Annotated in this window: 15 protein-coding genes; 1 reads left to right on the top strand and 14 read right to left on the bottom strand. The window is 69.0% G+C overall.

Annotated features, from left to right (window positions below; translation table 11 throughout):
• Nucleotides 1–12: 12 nt before the first annotated feature.
• From purM to tilS, 14 genes are all read right to left on the bottom strand, one after another.
• Nucleotides 13–1,047 (bottom strand): phosphoribosylformylglycinamidine cyclo-ligase, encoded by a 1,035-nt coding sequence (gene purM, locus OXU42_18415; protein MDE0031360.1) that lies wholly within the window; start codon nt 1,045–1,047, stop codon nt 13–15.
• Between the two features lie 18 nt (nt 1,048–1,065).
• Nucleotides 1,066–1,764, bottom strand: a complete 699-nt coding sequence (rnc, locus tag OXU42_18410) for a ribonuclease III (protein MDE0031359.1) — start codon at nt 1,762–1,764, stop codon at nt 1,066–1,068.
• On the bottom strand, nt 1,758–3,062 hold the full coding sequence (gene mtaB, locus OXU42_18405) for a tRNA (N(6)-L-threonylcarbamoyladenosine(37)-C(2))-methylthiotransferase MtaB (protein ID MDE0031358.1): 1,305 nt from the start codon (nt 3,060–3,062) through the stop codon (nt 1,758–1,760). Before mtaB ends, rnc begins: the two co-directional genes overlap by 7 nt.
• Nucleotides 3,053–4,177 carry a tRNA 2-thiouridine(34) synthase MnmA gene (gene mnmA / locus OXU42_18400; protein ID MDE0031357.1) on the bottom strand — a complete coding sequence of 375 codons (1,125 nt, stop codon included), beginning with the start codon at nt 4,175–4,177 and terminating at the stop codon, nt 3,053–3,055. Before mnmA ends, mtaB begins: the two co-directional genes overlap by 10 nt.
• A 12-nt stretch (nt 4,178–4,189) precedes the next feature.
• Nucleotides 4,190–4,903: a serine O-acetyltransferase gene (gene cysE, locus OXU42_18395; GenBank protein ID MDE0031356.1), complete on the bottom strand. Its 714-nt coding sequence runs from the start codon at nt 4,901–4,903 to the stop codon at nt 4,190–4,192.
• Nucleotides 4,904–5,003: 100 nt separating this feature from the next.
• Entirely contained in the window at nt 5,004–6,635 is a 1,632-nt protein-coding gene (gene cimA / locus OXU42_18390) for a citramalate synthase (GenBank protein ID MDE0031355.1), read from the bottom strand.
• On the bottom strand, nt 6,632–7,858 hold the full coding sequence (locus OXU42_18385; protein ID MDE0031354.1) for an aspartate kinase: 1,227 nt from the start codon (nt 7,856–7,858) through the stop codon (nt 6,632–6,634). The genes cimA and OXU42_18385 overlap by 4 nt, the downstream gene beginning before the upstream one ends.
• A 12-nt stretch (nt 7,859–7,870) precedes the next feature.
• Complete coding sequence (gene tsaE / locus OXU42_18380) at nt 7,871–8,341, bottom strand: tRNA (adenosine(37)-N6)-threonylcarbamoyltransferase complex ATPase subunit type 1 TsaE (protein MDE0031353.1); 471 nt, start codon at nt 8,339–8,341, stop codon at nt 7,871–7,873.
• Nucleotides 8,338–9,915 (bottom strand): NAD(P)H-hydrate dehydratase, encoded by a 1,578-nt coding sequence (locus OXU42_18375; GenBank protein ID MDE0031352.1) that lies wholly within the window; start codon nt 9,913–9,915, stop codon nt 8,338–8,340. Before OXU42_18375 ends, tsaE begins: the two co-directional genes overlap by 4 nt.
• Before the next feature lie 3 nt (nt 9,916–9,918).
• Entirely contained in the window at nt 9,919–10,650 is a 732-nt protein-coding gene (locus OXU42_18370) for a pyridoxine 5'-phosphate synthase (GenBank protein MDE0031351.1), read from the bottom strand.
• A gap of 10 nt (nt 10,651–10,660) precedes the next feature.
• Nucleotides 10,661–12,094 carry a phosphoglucosamine mutase gene (gene glmM, locus OXU42_18365; GenBank protein ID MDE0031350.1) on the bottom strand — a complete coding sequence of 478 codons (1,434 nt, stop codon included), beginning with the start codon at nt 12,092–12,094 and terminating at the stop codon, nt 10,661–10,663.
• A gap of 31 nt (nt 12,095–12,125) precedes the next feature.
• On the bottom strand, nt 12,126–13,052 hold the full coding sequence (gene folP, locus OXU42_18360; GenBank protein ID MDE0031349.1) for a dihydropteroate synthase: 927 nt from the start codon (nt 13,050–13,052) through the stop codon (nt 12,126–12,128).
• A gap of 81 nt (nt 13,053–13,133) precedes the next feature.
• The gene (gene ftsH / locus OXU42_18355) at nt 13,134–14,972 is read right to left on the bottom strand and encodes an ATP-dependent zinc metalloprotease FtsH (protein ID MDE0031348.1); all 1,839 of its coding nucleotides are present in this window, start codon (nt 14,970–14,972) and stop codon (nt 13,134–13,136) included.
• A 108-nt stretch (nt 14,973–15,080) separates the two neighbouring features.
• Nucleotides 15,081–16,568 (bottom strand): tRNA lysidine(34) synthetase TilS, encoded by a 1,488-nt coding sequence (gene tilS, locus OXU42_18350; GenBank protein MDE0031347.1) that lies wholly within the window; start codon nt 16,566–16,568, stop codon nt 15,081–15,083.
• 195 nt (nt 16,569–16,763) lie between these two features.
• Here tilS and OXU42_18345 point away from each other — a divergent pair, with 195 nt between their 5' ends.
• Entirely contained in the window at nt 16,764–17,936 is a 1,173-nt protein-coding gene (locus OXU42_18345; GenBank protein ID MDE0031346.1) for an alanine--glyoxylate aminotransferase family protein, read from the top strand.
• Nucleotides 17,937–18,012: the final 76 nt, after the last annotated feature.

Below are 18,012 nucleotides of genomic sequence, written 5' to 3'. Positions count from 1 at the left end.
ACCGACCCACCCCTACCTGATGAACGACACGCCGCGCCGCCCCTTGCGGATCTCGCCGATGACGGCGTAGGCCTCGCGCCGGCGGCGTAGCGCGCGCTCCACGCCGGGCGCGTCCCCGGCGCCGACCACCAAGGCCATGCCGATGCCGTTGTTGAAGGTGCGGTCCATCTCGGCCTGCTCCACATGGCCCAGGCGCGCGATAAGATCGAAGACAGGTGGCACGGGCCAGCTTCCCCGCCGCAGCCACGCGCGCAGGCCCGTCGGCAGGACGCGCGGGAGGTTCTCCACCAGGCCGCCGCCGGTGATGTGCGCGATGCCCTTGATGCGGTGCCTCGCGCCAAGCGCGCGAATCAGCGACGCATAGATCCGGGTCGGCGTGAGCAACTCGTCCGCCAGGGATCTCCCCAGGTCCGCCACCCTCGACTTCAACTTGAGCCCGGCCCTGTCCAGCAGGACCTTGCGCGCCAGCGAATAGCCGTTGCTGTGGAGTCCGCTGGACGGCAGGCCGATGACCACGTCGCCGGCGCGCACGGCGCGCGGGTCGGGGATGCGGTCCTTCTCGACGACGCCGACGCTGAAGCCCGCCAGGTCGTATTCGCCGTCCGCGTAGAAGGACGGCATCTCCGCGGTCTCGCCGCCCAGAAGCGCACAGCCGGCCTGTCGGCAGCCTTCCGCCACCCCGCCCACCACCGCGCGAAAGGTGGCGTGCTCGAGCTTGCCGGTGGCGAAGTAGTCGAGGAAGAACAGCGGCTCGGCCGCCTGGGTGAGGATGTCGTTGACGCCCATGGCCACGAGGTCGATGCCCACGGTGTCGTGGCGGTCGGCCATGAAGGCGATCTTGAGCTTGGTGCCCACCCCGTCGGTGGAGGAGACCAGGACCGGCCGCCGGGCGCGCACGCGCGAAAGATCGAAGAGCCCGCCGAACCCGCCGATGCCGCCCATGAGCCCGGGCCGCGCGGTCTTGCGGGCCACGGACGCGATGGAACGCACCAGCCGGTTGCCTCCCTCGACGTCGACCCCGGCGTCCTTGTAGGTGAGCTTCGCCATGAATGACGATTCGAGGGGCTATTGCTGCTGCCCTTGCAGCAGCATTTCCAGCGCCCTTCGCGCCGCTTCCTGCTCCGACTGCTTCTTGCTCCGGCCCTCCCCCTGGCCCACCAGGTGGCCGTCCACGCGGATCTCCGTCTCGAAGCACTTGTCGTGGCTCGGGCCGGTCTCGCGCACCAGCCGGTAGGTGGGGGGGACGCGGTAGAGCCGCTGGCTGACTTCCTGGAGACGGGTCTTGTAGTCGTCCAGCCCCAGGCCGGTGTGGTCCAGGTCGCCGGCGAAATGACGCTCCACCACGGGCTTCACCGCGTCGTAGCCCGCCTCCCGGTAGATGCCGCCCAGCAATGCCTCCAGCGAAGCCGACAGGATCGACTCCTTGAGCCGGCCGCCGGTGCGCTCCTCGCCCTTGCCCATCCGGAGCACGGCGCCGACATCCACCGCGCGCGCCTTTTCCGCCAGCACCTTGCGGTTCACCAGAGACGCGCGCATGCGCGAGAGGTCGCCCTCGCTCTTGTCCGGGAACCGCTGCATGAGCATATCGCTGATCACCAACCCCAGGACGGCGTCACCCAGGAACTCCAGGGTCTCGTTGTGCGCTTCCATGCCGCCGCCGCAGGAGACGTGGGTCAGGCAGCGATTCAGCAGCAGAGGGTCCCGGAAACGGTAGCCCAGAGCGTCCTGGAAGCGCTCCAGGTCGGGGCGATCCTCCGTCAGCATCGTGCCTCTCCTCGCAGCCGTCCGCGGGACCACTCCCGAAGCGTGACCGGGACCTCGCGATGGACCAGGTCGGGACCGCCGGGAAACAGTACCGGCAGGTAGTTGCGGCTGTAGCCCTTGAGCCATCCCGGCTCGCCCGCCACCGGCTCTTCCGCCAGCACGGACACATGCCTCCCCACCTGGCCGCGGTAGAACTCCTGCTTCTTGCGCGCCCCCAGCTCCCGCGCGCGGCGCGAGCGTTCCTTCTTCTCGGCGGCCGGCACCTGGTCCGGCATACCGGCCGCGGGGGTGCCCCGGCGGGACGAATAGGGAAACACGTGGAAGTAGGTCAGCGGCACGCCGGCGAGGAAATCCAGCGACCCGGCAAAGGCGTCTTCGCTCTCCCCCGGGAATCCCACGATAACGTCCGTCCCGAGGGCGGCCCGGGGCAGCTTGCCGCGCGCCCGCGCCATCAACCGGGCGAAGAAGGCGGTGTCGTAGTTGCGCCGCATGCGCTTGAGGATGCCGTCGTCGCCCGCCTGTACGCACACGTGCAGGTGCGGGCAGATCACTTCCGAATCCGCCATCACCGACAGCAGCTCGTCCGTGACCTCCCGCGGGTCCAGGGAACTCAGGCGCAGCCGGGGGATCAACCCGCTGCCGGCGATGCGCCGCACCAACTCGCTCAGCGAAACCCGCGGCGCCAGATCGTAGCCGTAGCCGCCGAGATGAATCCCCGTGAGCACGATCTCCGCGAAACCGGCCTCCGCGAGACCGCGCACCTGTTCCAGCACGCGTTCCGGCGGCACGCTGCGGCTGCGCCCGCGGGCGGTGGGGATGATGCAGTAGCTGCACGCGAAGTTGCATCCTTCCTGCACCTTGAGGAACGCCCGGGTGCGGCCCGGAAAACCCCGGGCGCCCAGGACGCCGACGGTGCGTTCGTCGCGGGGATTCCCGACGGAGACGGCGGGGCCGGCCACCGACTCGCCGTCGGTGACGCAACGCACCAGCTCATCCATGCGGTTGAGGCCCACCACGCGGTCCACGCCCGGGACTTGCGACACTTCGCCGGGGCTCACCTGCGCATAGCATCCGGTGACCACCACCCGCGCCGCGGGGTTGCTCCGCTTGGCCTTGCGCACGAGCTGGCGTGCCTCCCAGTCGGCGCGGTCCGTGACCGTGCAGGTATTCACGACGTACACGTCGGCCGGATCCTCGAACGGAACGAACGCGCACGACTCCCGCGCCAGCCGCTCCTGGATCACCGCGGTGTCGTACTGGTTGATCTTGCAACCCAGTGTCTTGATGGCTACGCGCATCGGCTGTCCACGAGAGTCCCGCGGGCATCCCGCGCCGCATCGATCCCGGCTCGGCCGGGCGCCTTGTCGATCCAGCCGCCGCCTAGCACCTGGTCGCCGCGATAGAAAACCGCGGCCTGGCCGGGGCTTACGGAAGGGAGCGGCTCGTTCGGGCGGACCTCCACCGCATGATCGTCCAACGGCCGCAACGTGCAGGGCGCCGGCCGGGAGCGGTAACGGATCTGCACTTCCGCGGCCGTCTCCCCGTCCGGGGGCGACGCTATCCAGTTGATGCGGCTCGCGGTGAAGACCTCCGTGCACAACTCTTCGCGTGGACCCACCACCACCCTCCTCGCGTCCGCGTCGATGCGCAACACGTACAACGGCCGCGGGGCGGCGATGCCGAGGCCTTTTCGCTGGCCCACGGTGAAGCGGTGGATGCCGTCGTGATGGCCGAGCACGCGGCCGCGGCTGTCCACGATCTCCCCGGCGCCGAGCTGCCCGGGTCCGGCCAGGGACGCCACCACCGCCCGGTGGTCTCCGAGGCAGATGTCCTGGCTCTCGGGGCGCTCGGCCACCGGCAGGCCCAGCTCACGCGCCTTGGCGCGTACGGCGTCCTTGTGGAGCCCCCCTAACGGGAACGCAATGCGCTCGAGCTGACGCACCGAGAGCGCGAAGAGAAAGTACGACTGGTCCTTGTTCCGGTCCGCGCCGCGCATCAATCCCGCCCCGCCGCGGCCGTGCGCGACGCGGGCGTAGTGGCCCGTGGCCACGCGCTCAATGCCGCGGGGTTCCGCCCACGCCAGCAGCCGCTCGATCTTGAACTCGCGGTTGCAGGCGACGCAGGGATTGGGCGTGGCGCCTTCCAGGTAGCTTCGGGCAAAGGGCTTCACCACGGCCTCGCGGAAGTCGCCGCGCTGGTCCAGGACCGTGTGGGGAATCCCCAGCACCGAGGCCACCTCTTCCGCGCCGCGATGGTCCGAGCAGTTGCGCGGCCCGAGGTCCCGCCCCTCCCACAGGCGCAATGACACCCCCACCACGTCGTACCCCTGCTCCAACAGGAGCGCGGCCGCCACCGAGCTGTCCACGCCTCCGCTCATGGCCACCGCCACTCTCTTGTCCGCTGCTGCCGTCACCTTGCCCTCTCATCAGTTCTTGTACCGGCGGACCTCTTTGTCCTCTTCCCGCTGCCGCGCCTCCAACCCGCCCTGCTTGGCGTCCAGCTCGTTCACCCGCTCCTCCAGCTTGCGGATGTGGTCGGACAACTGGCCCAGGGACCTGGCCATGGGGTCGGGCAAGCGATCGTGGTCCAGGGCGATCTGGTGTTCCACCGGGTCCCGGTGCACGCCGTCGCCCTCCACGACCTTGCCGGGCACGCCCACCACCGTGGAGTTGGGCGGCACGTCCTTCACCACCACCGAGCCCGAGCCGATCTTGCTGTTCCGCCCCACCACCACCGGGCCCAGCACGGTAGCGCCGGCGCCGATGATGACGCAGTCCTGCACCGTGGGGTGACGCTTCTCCTTGCGCAGGCTGATGCCGCCCAAGGTCACGCCCTGGTACAGCGTCACGTCGTCGCCGATCTCCGCGGTCTCGCCGATGACCACGCCCATGCCGTGATCGATGAAGAACCTCTTCCCGACGGCGGCGCCCGGATGGATCTCGATGCCGGTGAAGAAACGGCTCAGATGGCTTGCGAAGCGCGCCAGGTTCTTCCAGCCGCCGTGCCACAGCCTGTGGGCGACGCGGTGGCACAGCAGCGCGTGCACGCCCGGATAGCTGAGCAGAACCTCGCCGAGGTTCCGCGCCGCGGGGTCGCGCTCGAAGGCGACGCGCACGTCCTCTTTCAGAAGACTCCACATGGGCGGCTTTCCGGAAGATCCGACTACCGCAGATCCCTGTCGCGCGTCCCCGGATGCGCGGTTCGGCAAGCGTAGCGGCGAAACGGCCGCGGTCCTCCGTTCAGGACGCGGGCGCCGCCGCGGAATGGGCTTTCCCGGCGCGGCTCCTGCCCGCGTGGCCCTTCTTCTTTCGGTCCTTGTAGAGCTTGTAGTCGATGCTGTCGACCAGCGCCTGCCAGCTCGCCTCTATGACGTTGTGGGAAACGCCCACCGTACCCCACTGGGTCTGGCCGTCACCCGACTCGATGAGCACCCGGACGACGGCGCCCGTACCCTCGCCCGACGACAGCACCCGGACCTTGTAGTCCAGCAGCTCCACTTCCTCCAGGGACGGATAGAAGCCCGTAAGGGCCTTGCGCAGGGCTTGGTCCAGCGCGTGCACCGGACCGTTGCCCAGGGCCGCGGCGTGCTCCATCACGCCGTTCACCTCCACCTTGACCGTGGCCTCCGACAGCGGCGCCTCGCTCTCCACCCGCTTCTCGTCGATGACCCGGAACCCGTCGAGGCGGAAGTTGCGCTTCTTCTTGCCCAACGCCTCCTGGATCAGCAGCTCGAAGGAAGCCTCCGCGGCCTCGAACTCGTAGCCCTGGCTCTCCAGCTCCTTGATGCGATTGAGGATCTGGTGCACGGCCTGGTCCTGACCGTTCAGGTCGATGTCGTATTCCCGCGCCTTGTAGACGATGTTGCTCCGCCCCGACAGGTCCGACACCAGCACGCGCTGGCGGCTCCCCACCAGCTCCGGCTCGATGTGCTCGTAGGTCTCGCGGTTCTTGATGATGCCCGAGACGTGGAGCCCGCCCTTGTGCGCGAACGCGCTGTCGCCCACGTAGGGCTGGCGCTTGTTGGGCACCACGTTAGCCAGCTCGTAGAGCAGGTGCGAGATCTCGCGCAGGCGGCGCAACTGCGACGTCCGGACGATCTTGTGACCCTGCTTCAACTGGAGGTTGGGCAGCACCGAGCACAGGTTCAGGTTACCGCAGCGCTCGCCGAAGCCGTTGATGGTACCCTGGATCTGGCGCACGCCGTTCTCCACCGCCGTCATGGTGTTGGCCACCGCCAGCTCGCCGTCGTTGTGGCAGTGGATCCCCAGCGGCGTCTTCACCTCCTCCTTGACCCGCGTCACCGCCGCGCCGACGTCGCCGGGCAGGCCGCCGCCGTTGGTGTCGCACAGGACGATCCAGTCGGCACCGCCCTCCTCGGCCGCCTTGAGGCACTCCAGCGCGAACTTGGGATTGCTGCGGTAGCCGTCGAAGAAGTGCTCGGCGTCGAACATCACCTCGTCGACATGCTTCTTCATGTAGGCGATGGAATCGGCGATCACCTCCAGGTTGGCCTTCTGGCTGATGCGCAGGTCGTCGCGCACGTGCAGGTCCCAGGTCTTGCCCACCAGCGTCACCACCGGGGTCTTGGCCGCCAGCAGGAGCTTGAGGCTGGCGTCCTGCGACGGCTTCACCGACGGGCGCCGGGTGGTGCCGAAGGCCGCGACCCGTGTCTTCCTGAGGTCCAGCTTCGGCACCTCCTTGAAGAACTCGGCGTCGCGCGGGTTGGAGCCGGGATAGCCGCCCTCGATGTAGTGAATGCCCAGCTCGGCCAGGCTCTCTGCGATGCGCAGCTTGTCCTTCAGGCTGAAGGAGACGTCCTCGCTCTGGCACCCGTCCCGCAGGGTCGTATCGTACAGCAACAAATTACTCATGCCCTCACCTGTCCTTCGATCAGCGAAGCGTGCAGCGAATCCACGGCCCTGTGGCTGTCCTCCTCGTTCACCACCACCGACACCTTGATCTCGGAGGTGGAGATCATCTCGATGTTGATGGACTGGTCGGCCAGCGCCTTGAACATCTTCGCGGCCACGCCCGCGTGCGTTCTCACCCCCACCCCCACCACCGACACCTTGGCGACGCGGGTGTCGGAGGCCACCCCCTTAGCTTGGATCAAGGGCGCGGTTTTTTCAATCAATTCCATGGCCTTGGGATGGTCTTTCCTGGGCACCGTGAAGGTCACGTCGGTGGTGCCGTCCTCGCCGGCGTTCTGGATGATCATGTCCACGACGATGTTGGCGTCCGCGATGGGGCCGAAGATCTGCGCCGCGAGGCCGGCGCGATCCGGCACCCCGCGGATGGTGATCTTGGCTTCGTCGTTGTTGCAGGTCACTGCCGAAACCAGAACCGAATCATCCATCTGTTCGTCCTCCTCGACCAGCCAAGTGCCCTCGACGTCGTTGAAACTCGAACGCAGGTGCACCGGGACGCCGAACTTCTTCGCCAGCTCCACCGAGCGGATCTGCAGCACGCGGGCGCCCATGCTGGCCATCTCCAGCATTTCGTCGTAGGTAATGCGATCCAGTTTTCGGGCGCGCGGGCACACGAAGGGATCGGCCGTGTAGATGCCGTCCACGTCCGTGTAGACCTCGCACACCGCGGCGTTCAGGGCGGCGGCCATGGCCACGGCGCTCGTGTCCGAGCCGCCGCGCCCCAGGGTGGTGATGTTGTCGTCCTCGTCCACTCCCTGGAAGCCCGCCACCACCACCACCTCCCGGCGCTCGAGCGCCTCCAGCACACGGGTGGCGTCGATGCTCTTGATGCGCGCCCGGCCGTACACGCTGTCGGTGGCAATGCGCACCTGGTGACCGAGAAACGAGCGCGCCGCCTGGCCCAGGTCCTTGAGCGCCAGCGCCAGCAGCGCGCACGACACCTGTTCTCCCGACGCCAGGAGCACGTCGATCTCCCGATCGTCCACGTGCGCGGAGACCTGGTTGGCCAGGTTCAGCAGGCGGTTGGTCTCGCCGGACATGGCCGATACCACCACCACCACGTCGTTCCCGGCTTCGCGCGCGGCCGCCACGCGCCTGGCGACGTTGCGGATGCGTTCCACCATGCCGACGGAGGTGCCGCCGTATTTCTGCACGATCAGCGCCATCCTGCGACATCGCTAGCGCAACGCGGCCACCAGCTCTTCGTACCGCGGGCCGTGGGCGGCGAAGCGCAACTCCCGCCGGTCCTCGTCCACGTAGCGGAAGGCCACGGCGAGGAACTCGTCCACGCCGACCGCGTCCAAGCGTTCGAACCACTCGATGACGCAGACGCTGCCGGACGCGAAGTATTCCTCCAGGTGCAGGTCTTCCATCTCCGCGCCCTGGGCCACGCGGAAGAGGTCCACGTGGACCAGCGGCACCCGGCCGTCGTACTCGTTGATAAGCGTGAAGGTGGGGCTCCGCACCCAACTGTTCCGGCCCACCTCGAGCCCCTCGGCGAGCCCGTGGACGAAGCAGGTCTTGCCGCTCCCGAGGTCGCCCGTGAGCCCCAGGATCTCGCCGCCGGCGAGGAAGCCGCCGAGGGTCCGCCCCAGCGCCCGGGTGTCCTCCTGCGAGCCCGTCGTGATCTGAAAGGCGTTCGTCGTCATCCCTGCACTCCAGACACCATCTCCCGAATCTGCATCAGCTCCTTGATGGTGGCCGGCAACTCGTCGACGAGGTCTGACGCGATCAACCCGACCTCGCCGTGTTGGTCCGCGACGCGGTCGCCGGCGCGGCCGTGGATGTACACTCCCAAGCGCATGGCTTCCTCCGGGCGAAATCCCTGTGCGAGAAACCCGGCGATGATCCCCGCCAGGACGTCGCCCATGCCGCCGGTGGCCATGCCGGCATTGCCCGTGGGGTTGATGGAGACACGGCCTTCGGGGGTAGCCGCCACCGTGCGCGCCCCCTTGAGCACCAGGTAGCAACGGTGCTCCGCGGCAAACGCTCGGGCGATGCCGATGCGGTCGGCGTTGACCTCCGCGGTGTCCATGCCGGCGAGGCGGCCCATCTCGCCGGGGTGCGGCGTCAGCACGGGCGGGACGCGCGCCTCCTTCAACCGGCTCGTGTCCGCCGCCAGGTTGTTGAGCCCGTCGGCGTCGATGAGCCACGGCAGGCCGCAATGCTCCAGCAGCGTCTCCAGCGTGCGCCCGGCATCTTCGTGGACGCCTACGCCCGGGCCGAACAGGACCGCGTTCCTGCGCTCCGCCAGCGCCTCCCAATCGCCCGCCCCCAACGCCGGCCACTGCTCCGCGCCCGGCTCCCCCAAGGTCTCGGTCATGGGCTCCACCAGCGCGCCGGCGAGGATGTCGTTGAGCCCGCGCGGCGCCGCCAGGGTCACGAGCCCGGTGCCTACCCGCATGGCACCGCGGCAACAAAGCACCGCCGCGCCGGTCTTGCCGCGGGAGCCGGCCATCACCAGCAGGTGGCCGTAGCTGCCCTTGTGCGAGTCTTCCAACCGGCGCGGCAGGAGCCACACCAACTCGGCGGAATCCAGCAACTCCGCCGCCGGGGCCACCTCGGCCACGGCCTGGTCCCAGAGGCCGATGTCGGCCACCACCAGATCGCCGCAGTAGGTGACCCCGGGATAGACCACCTGCCCGGTCTTGGGATAGCCGAGGGTCACCGTCACGTCGGCCTGAATGGTCGAACCCAAGGGGCCGCCCTTGTCGGCATCCAGCCCCGACGGGGTGTCCACCGCGATGATAGGCAGCCCCGAGGCGTTCATGAGTTCCACCACGTCGGCCAGGAACCCCTTCACGGGCGCGCGCAGGCCGGTGCCCAGGAGGGCGTCCACCAAGAGCCCCTTGTCCCCGAAACGGTCGCGGAGTGCGTCGAGGTCGCCGTCAGGAATCTCCGTGAACCGGCCCCCCGCGGTACGGTAGCGCTGGAGATTGGTGGCCGCGTCCGGCGACAGCTCGTCCGCCCGCGCCACGCACGCCACCTCGCACGGGAACTCCCGCTGGTGCAGCAGCCGCGCCACCACGAGCCCGTCGCCGCCGTTGTTGCCCTTGCCCGCCACCACCAGCGCGCCGCGCTTGGCCAGTTGCGTCCAGCGCTGGAGGATCACGTCCACCACGCCCTGGCCGGCGCGCTCCATGAGCCGCAGGCTGGGGACGCCGTGAGCCTGAATGGTGAGCTGGTCCATGCGGCGCATCTCCGCCGCGGTCACCACGTGCATGAGTCAGTCACCCGCCGTTTCCGCCCTCGCGATGAGGGCCTTCATCTCCCGCACCGCCTCGACCATGCCCACCATGATGGCCCGGGCGACGATGCTGTGTCCGATGTTGAGCTCCACGATCTCCTCGATGGCGGCGATGGGCGCCACGTTCTCCGCATTGAGGCCGTGCCCGCCGTGGACCTCCAGGCCCAGGTCCGCGGCCACGGTCGCGGCGCGGCGCACGGCCTCGAGCTCGCGCTCCACCCGGTCCGCGGCGGCGTCGCAGTAGGTGCCCGTGTGGAGCTCCACGGCGTCGGCGCCCAGCGCCCGGCTGGCTTCGAGCTGTCGCGCATCGGGGTCCACGAAAAGACTCACCCGGATGCCGGCGCCGCGCAGGCGCGCCACCACCTCGCGGAGCGGGTCCGCGTGGGCGACCACGTCGAGGCCGCCCTCGGTGGTCAGCTCCTCGCGCCGTTCCGGCACCAGGCAGGCGTCGTCCGGCCGGAAGGCGAGCGCGTGCCGAACCATCTCCTCGGTCCCGGCCATCTCCAGGTTGAGGCCCGCGCTCAGCCGCTCCCGCAGCCGGGCTACGTCGCGCTCCTGGATGTGCCGGCGGTCTTCGCGCAGGTGCACGGTGATCAGGTCGGCGCCGCCCCGCTCGGCCAGGAGCGCCGCCTCCACCGGGTCCGGGATGGCGATCATCCGCGCCTGGCGCACGGTGGCCACGTGATCGACGTTGACTCCGAGACGAATCATGCCGAAACCCCTAGCCACCGGACCCGCTGCTGGAGTGGATCGCGTCGGCGATGCCCTGCGCCAGCCGCCTGATCTCATCCTCCGACTCGCCCTCGATCATCACCCGGGCCAGCGGCTCGGTACCGGAGTAGCGCACCAGCACGCGGCCGCGGCCGTCGAGCAGGCTCTCGCTCTCGCTGATGCGCGCCTGCACTTGGTCCATCTCGGAGAGCGGGCGCTTCTCGCGCACCGGCACGTTGACGATCACCTGCGGCAGCTTGCCCATGATCCGGCGCAGCTCGCTCAGGGGCTTCTCCTGCTCCACCATGAGGGCCAGCACCTGGAGCGCGGTCAGGCAGCCGTCGCCGGTGGTGTTGTGGTCCAGGAACACCAGGTGGCCCGACTGCTCGCCGCCCAGGTTGTGGCCGCCGCGGCGCATTTCCTCCACCACGTAGCGGTCGCCGATGGCGGTGCGCAGGACCTCGATGCCGTGCCCGCGGAGGGAGACGTCGAGCCCCATGTTGCTCATCACCGTGGCCACCACCGCGCCCGTGGGCAGGCGCCCGGCCTCCCGCAGCGCGATGGCGCACATGGCCAGCACCTCGTCGCCGTCCACCAAGTCGCCCTTGTCGTCGATGAACAGCGCCCGGTCCGCGTCGCCGTCGAGGCACACGGCCAGGTCCGCGCCGTGCTCCAGCAGCGCCGCTCGGGCCGTCCCCGGGTACACCGAGCCGCACTCCCGGTTGATGTTGGTGCCGTCCGGGTCCACCGCCACCGGAATCACCTCGGCGCCCAGTTCCGCCAGCACCTCCGGCCCCACCCGGTAGGCGGCGCCGTTGGCGCAGTCCACGACGATCTTGAGGCCCTCGAGGGTCAGCCGGCCCGGGAACGCGCCCTTGAGGAAGTCCACGGTCCTGCCGACGGCGTCATCGACGCGGGAAGCCTTGCCGATGTCGGTGGCGGCCGGGTGGTGTCCGCCGTACTCACCCTCCCAGACCAGCGCCTCCATGCGCCGCTCCCAGGCGTCCGGCAGCTTGAAGCCGTCCCGGGAGAAGAACTTGATGCCGTTGTCCTGGTAAGGGTTATGCGACGCCGAGATCACCACCCCGGCGTCGGCGCGCATGCTCCGGGTGAGGAACGCCACGGCCGGGGTCGGCAGCGGCCCCACCAGGAGAACGTCCGCCCCCATGGAGCAGATGCCGGAGGCCAGCGCGGTCTCGAACATGTAACCCGACAGGCGCGTGTCCTTGCCGATGAGGATGCGCCGCCGGCGCGTGCGCTTCCGCCCCAGGGCGCCGCGCGCCTCCGTCCCGCCGCCGTGACCGCCGACCACGTGGGCGATGGCCCGCCCGAGCCTCAAGGCCGTCTCCGAGGTCATGGGCTCCTGGTTGGCGATGCCGCGGATGCCGTCGGTGCCGAACAGGCGGCGCCGGCCCGCCACTCCCTGTGGTCTGTCCGAGGTCATGGGCCCCTTTCCGGAAAATCGGCGACCGGCCTCACCCGCGCGAACCCGCCGGTGCGCCCCCGCGGATGGCCTCCGCCACGCGCACGGCCCGGCATGTTGCCGCCACGTCGTGGGCGCGGACCATGCGGGCGCCGGCCAGCACCGCCGCGACCGCCCCCGCCAGACTGCCCTCGAGGCGCGCGTCCGGCGTCCCCTCGTCCAGCAGGCGGCCGAGAAACGCCTTGCGGGAAAGCCCCACGAGCACCGGCTGTCCCAGCGACACCAAGGCGTCCAGGCGCCGCAGCAACTCCAGGTTGTGGCCCGTGTCCTTGCCGAAGCCGATACCGGGGTCCACCACGATGCGGTGGGCGGCCACTCCGCGTTCCATGGCAAAGGCCACGCGCTCCCGGAGGAAGGCGGCCACCTCCCGCACGACGTCGACGTAGTGCGGCGCGCGCTGCATGGTGCGCGGCCGTCCCTGCATGTGCATGAGTACCACCGGAACGTCTTCCGTCGCCACCAGGCCCGCCATGGCGGGGTCGAACCGGAGGGCGCTGATGTCGTTGACCATGTCCGCACCGGCATCCAGCGCGCGCCGGGCCACCGCCTCCTTGTACGTATCGATGCTGATGGGCACGGCGACCCGCGCACGCAATCCGCGAATCACCGGGATCACCCGCTCCAGTTCTTCCTCCAGCGGGACCGCGTCCGCGCCCGGACGCGTCGACTCCCCGCCCACGTCCACGATGCCCGCTCCCTCGCGCACCATTTCCACGCCGTGTGCCAGCGCGGCGTCGATGTCCGCGTAGCGGCCGCCGTCGGAAAAGGAGTCCGGGGTCACGTTCAGGATCCCCATCACCGCCGTGCGCCGGCGCATGTCCACCACGCCGTGGCGCGTTTCCAGCACCGGAGCCGTTTCCAAGCGCGGGTCGCCGGACGCCGGCGCCTCGGGGATGACGTTTGCGGGCGTCAGTGCCATTTCGTGTCCGAGCGGAGATTGAACACACCCTGTTCCGTGGGAATCACACGGAGTTGGACTGTGTCGGGGATGCCGGTCCGGTCAGTCGCCGGCGGGAACGGATGTCGTGGGCAGGTCGGGACCGCTGTCTCCCATGTATTCCTTGACGATGGCGTCGATTTCCGCGCCGTCCAGCACTTCCTTCTCCAGCAACTCCTTGGCGACCAGGTGCAACAGATCGATATGCGTGGTCAGGAGGTCCTTCGCCCGGCCGTAGCAGTCCTGGATGATGCGGCGCACCTCCATGTCGATCTCCACCGCCGTGCTCTCGGAGTAGTCCTGCTGCTGGGTGAAGTCGCGCCCGAGGAAGATCTGCTCTTCCTTCTTGCCGAAGGTCATGGGCCCGAGCTTCTCGCTCATGCCCCACTCGCAGACCATCCGGTGGGCGATCTCGGTGGCGCGCTCGATGTCGTTGCCGGCCCCCGTGGTCATGTGGTCGAGGACCAGTTCTTCAGCGACGCGGCCGCCGAACAGGATGGTGACGTTGTTCAGGAGATGCTGCTTGTCCTGGCTGTGGCGCTCGTCCATGGGGAGCTGCTGGGTCAGCCCCAGCGCCATGCCCCGCGGGATGATGGTCACCTTGTGGACCGGGTCCGCCCCCGGCAGCATCTTCGCCACCAGCGCATGGCCGGACTCGTGGTAGGCGGTGTTGCGCTTCTCCTCGTCGCTGATGATCATGCTCTTGCGCTCGGTCCCCATCATGACCTTGTCCTTGGCGAGCTCAAAGTCATTCATGTTGACCTTGTCCTTGTCGTTCCGCGCCGCGAGCAGGGCTGCCTCGTTCACCAGGTTCTCGAGATCCGCGCCGGCAAACCCCGGAGTCCCCCGGGCCAGCACCCGGATATCGACGTCGCCGTCCAGGGGCACCTGCCGGCTGTGCACCGCCAGGATGCCCTCGCGCCCCTTGACGTCGGGCCGCGGCACCACCACGCGGCGGTCGAACCGCCCCGGCCGCAGCAGCGCCGGGTCCAGCACGTCGGGCCGGTTGGTGGCGGCGATGAGGATTACGCCGTCGTTGGCCTCGAAGCCGTCCATCTCCACCAGCAACTGGTTGAGGGTCTGCTCGCGCTCGTCGTGTCCGCCGCCCAGGCCGGCGCCGCGCTGGCGCCCGACCGCGTCGATCTCGTCCACGAAGACGATGCACGGCGCCTGCTTCTTGGCCTGGACGAACAGGTCGCGCACGCGCGACGCGCCCACGCCCACGAACATCTCGACGAAGTCCGATCCGCTGATGCTGAAGAAGGGCACGCCCGCCTCACCGGCGATGGCCCGCGCCAGGAGCGTCTTGCCCGTGCCCGGAGGCCCCACCAGCAGGCAGCCCTTGGGGATGCGCCCGCCCAGGCGCGTGAACTTCTTCGGATCCTTCAGGAACGCGATGACTTCCTGCAGCTCGTCCTTGGCCTCGTCCACGCCGGCCACGTCGCTGAAAGTCACCCGCGCCTGGTTCTCGTTCAACAGGCGCGCGCGGCTCTTGCCGAAGGACATGGCCTTGCCACCCCCCACCTGCATCTGCCGCATGAAGAAGATCCACACGCCCACGAGCAGCAGCATCGGGAACCAGTTCACCAGCAGCACGAAGTACCAGGGAGAATCTTCCTCCGGCTTGGCGGCGATGCGGATGTTCTTTTCCCGCAGCGTCGTCACCAGCCCCGGATCGCTCGGCGAAAAGGTCCGGAACCGCTCGCCGCTCTGGTACTTGCCGTGGACGTACCGGCCCTGAATCGTCACCTCCTGCACGTCGCCGCGCTCCACCGCCGACCAGAAATCGCTGTAGATGATCTCGGGGTCCCGGCCCTGCTGCCGCGTGAAGACGTTGAAGAGCAGCAGGAACATCAGCCCGAGCACGAGCCACAGAGCAAGGTTTTTTGTCGCTTGGTTCAAAGAGGGTCTCTCCAGCCTTTTCCACCCCAGCCGTACCCGAGAAAAGTTAACATACGGGTACCCCTTCTTCAATAAGAACGGGGAGCGGCCAAGTCAACCGCGCGCGGATCAGCCGCGCACCCCGCCCGCGGCGAAGAAACCGACCTTGACCCGCCACGCCGCGCGGCTGTCCGGCTCCAGCCTGGCGAAGTCGCCGCGCGCGCACCCGGGAATCCACACGATCTCCTCACCGGCCAGCACCAAGGGCAAGGTGCGGCGGCGGGAGCGCGACAGCCTCTTCTCGATGAACAGGTCCTTGAGCTTCTTGTGCCCGGCCATGCCCAGGGGCCGGAAGCGGTCACCCGGGCGGAAGTTCCGCACCCGCAGGACACCCGCGACCCGCTCCACGGCGCGGAGGTCGAAGGCGGCCTCGTGAGGGCTTGCCGGCAGGTCCAGGCTGTCCGAGCGCCAAGCGGCGATCTCCAACCCGGCCTCGGGCAGAAAGATCTCGCCTTCGAGCGGGAGCGGGTAGGAGTACTCCCCGTCGACCTGTCCGCCACGTTCTTCGCCCGCAATCCTTGGAGTCCTTGCGCCCATCGGCGAAGGAACCGTTTCCGTAGGGGCGTCCGCAGAAGCCGCTTCGACGGAGGAAACCAGCCGGACGGACTCGTACTCCCGCGTCACGGTCCATGCGCCGGGGAGGGATACGCGGGCGTGAGGGCGGCTTCCGGCGATGAGATCGAGGACGGCATCCACATGGGCGTAGCCGACGCGCCGGAGCGTGCCCGTGACCCGGGCCAGCCAGAATCGCACCATCCGGGGGCGAAGCTCGGGCTCGATCCCCAGGAAGGCGGCCCGGTCCAGCACGTCCTCGCGGCTGACCCGCCGGTAGGCCTCGGCCAGCCGCCGCTCCAGCAGCGCGTTGTCGGAGCGCAGCATGCCGCCCAGCCGGGCAAGGCGGTGCTCCAGCCCGGCGTCCGTCCGTTCCCGCAACCCCGGCAACAGGGTCTGGCGGATCCAGTTTCGCAGGTAACGGGTGTCGCGGTTGGTGTGGTCGTCCCGGTACTCCAGATCCCGGCTCGCCAGGTATTCCAGGATCGCTTCGCGGGATACATCCAGCAACGGGCGGATCAGCATCGGACCCGCGGCGCCGGCCACGTCCCGGTCCAGAGGCCGCGCCGCCGGCATGCCCGCCAGCCCTTCGGGACCGCAGCCGCGGAGCAGCCACATGAGCATGGTCTCCACCTGGTCGCCGCGGTTGTGTCCCACCGCGACCTTGCCGAGGCGCCGCTCCGCCGCCACCCGCGCGAAGAACCGGTAGCGTTCCGTGCGCGCGCGGGCTTCCAGGTTCCCGGCACGGCCGGATGCGGTGTCGTGCAAGTCCAGTCGGGCGAGATGGAACGGCAGCGACAGCCCTTCGGCCATGCACCGGACAAACTCCGCGTCCTCCCGGCTCCGGGCTCCGCGAATTCCGTGCTCCACGTGGGCCACTTCCAGCGAGAGTGAGAGGGCCGGCGCGACCTCGGTCAAAAGGTGGAGCAGCGCCACGGAGTCCGGACCGCCGGACACGCCTGCGAGCACCGCGTCACCGGGAGCCAGGAGGCCATCCCTGAGCAAAGTCTCCGCGAGTTTCCGGTGCAGTTCCATTCAAGCGGGGCGGGAGCGTGCTGGGGGGCGGGCCGTCGCTCCTGATTGTGTTGATGGCGCGGTACACGGTTGTTATAGCGTACCGTGACAAACTACTTGGCAGAATACACCGCACCCGGCACTGCTCACAACCGAGCCGTCCCCAACAACCACAGGAGCACGCGCATGGCTTCACCGCTCAATCCGCCCAAGAGAATCCTCCTCGGACCCGGCCCCAGCAACCCCCACCCCACGGTGCTGGAGGCGCTGTCGGCCCCGGTGGTGGGCCACCTGGACCCGGAGTTCTTCAAGATCATGGAAGAGAACAAGGCCATGCTGCGCCGGCTGTTCCACACCGGGAACGAGCTGACCTTTCCGGTGTCGGGCACCGGCAGCGCGGGCATGGAGGCCTGCCTCGTGAACCTCATCGAGGAGGGGGACACCGTGCTGGTGTGCGTGAACGGCGTCTTCGGCACGCGCATGGCCGACATCGTCGAGCGCCTGGGCGGAAACCTCGTCAAGGTCGAAGCCCCCTGGGGCGAGATCATCCGGCCGGAACAGGTGGAGCAGGCCCTGAAGGAGCACAAGGTCGACATCGTCACCATGGTGCACGCCGAAACCTCCACCGGCGTGTTGCAGCCGGTGGAAGAGATTTCCCGGCTCGTCCACGACGCCGGCGCCCTGCTGGTGCTGGATACCGTCACCTCGCTGGGGGGATGCCCCGTGACCCTCGACGACTGGAACGTCGACGCCGCCTACAGCGGCACGCAGAAGTGCCTGAGCTGTCCGCCCGGGCTGTCGCCCGTGTCCTTCGGTCAAGCCGCGCGCGACAAGCTGGCGCGGCGCAAGAGCAAGGTCAAGAGCTGGTACCTCGACTTCACCATGATCGAGCGCTACTGGGGCGAAGAGCGCGTCTACCACCACACCGCCCCCATCTCCATGAACTACGGCCTCCACGCGGCTCTCAGCGAGATCGAGCGCGAAGGACTGGAAGCGCGCTTCGCGCGCCACGAGTTGAACCACCGTGCCCTAGTGTCCGGCCTGGAGGCCCTCGGCATCCCCCTCGCCTCCCAGGAAGGCCACCGCCTGTGGATGCTCAACAGCGTCAAGATCCCCGAAGGCGCCAACGACGGCGCCATCCGCAAGCGCCTGCTCCTCGACTTCAACATCGAGATCGGCGGCGGCCTCGGCGCCCTCGCCGGCAAGACCTGGCGCATCGGCCTCATGGGCGAGTCGAGCCGGAAGGAGAACGTCGTGGCGCTAGTCGAGGCGCTTGGGCAGATCCTGAGGGAAGAGGGAGCAGATGTGGCGGTGGAGGAGGCGCTCGCTGCGATCGAGGGAACATACGGCGCTGGATGAGCCAAAGCCCGGACAGCGCTCAGCCTAGTGTGGTGTCTGGTTAATTCGCAGCATAATCTGCGGGTCTTTTTCGCCG

Source organism: Deltaproteobacteria bacterium, assembly GCA_028818775.1.
Classification (GTDB): domain Bacteria; phylum Desulfobacterota; class Binatia; order UBA9968; family JAJDTQ01; genus JAJDTQ01.
Note: the sequence above shows the minus strand (reverse complement) of the source record. Positions and strands in the feature narration are given on the sequence as shown.

Bases quoted from the DNA above. Each gene is read 5' to 3' on its own strand.
- rnc (MDE0031359.1), bottom strand. From the start codon at position 1,764: ATGCTGACGGAGGATCGCCCCGACCTGGAGCGCTTCCAGGACGCTCTG.
- cysE (MDE0031356.1), bottom strand. From the start codon at position 4,903: ATGTGGAGTCTTCTGAAAGAGGACGTGCGCGTCGCCTTCGAGCGCGAC.
- OXU42_18345 (MDE0031346.1), top strand. From the start codon at position 16,764: ATGGCTTCACCGCTCAATCCGCCCAAGAGAATCCTCCTCGGACCCGGC.
- tsaE (MDE0031353.1), bottom strand. From the start codon at position 8,341: ATGACGACGAACGCCTTTCAGATCACGACGGGCTCGCAGGAGGACACC.
- OXU42_18370 (MDE0031351.1), bottom strand. From the start codon at position 10,650: ATGATTCGTCTCGGAGTCAACGTCGATCACGTGGCCACCGTGCGCCAG.
- cimA (MDE0031355.1), bottom strand. From the start codon at position 6,635: ATGAGTAATTTGTTGCTGTACGATACGACCCTGCGGGACGGGTGCCAG.
- OXU42_18385 (MDE0031354.1), bottom strand. From the start codon at position 7,858: ATGGCGCTGATCGTGCAGAAATACGGCGGCACCTCCGTCGGCATGGTG.
- OXU42_18375 (MDE0031352.1), bottom strand. From the start codon at position 9,915: ATGCACGTGGTGACCGCGGCGGAGATGCGCCGCATGGACCAGCTCACC.
- folP (MDE0031349.1), bottom strand. From the start codon at position 13,052: ATGGCACTGACGCCCGCAAACGTCATCCCCGAGGCGCCGGCGTCCGGC.
- glmM (MDE0031350.1), bottom strand. From the start codon at position 12,094: ATGACCTCGGACAGACCACAGGGAGTGGCGGGCCGGCGCCGCCTGTTC.
- purM (MDE0031360.1), bottom strand. From the start codon at position 1,047: ATGGCGAAGCTCACCTACAAGGACGCCGGGGTCGACGTCGAGGGAGGC.
- mtaB (MDE0031358.1), bottom strand. From the start codon at position 3,062: ATGCGCGTAGCCATCAAGACACTGGGTTGCAAGATCAACCAGTACGAC.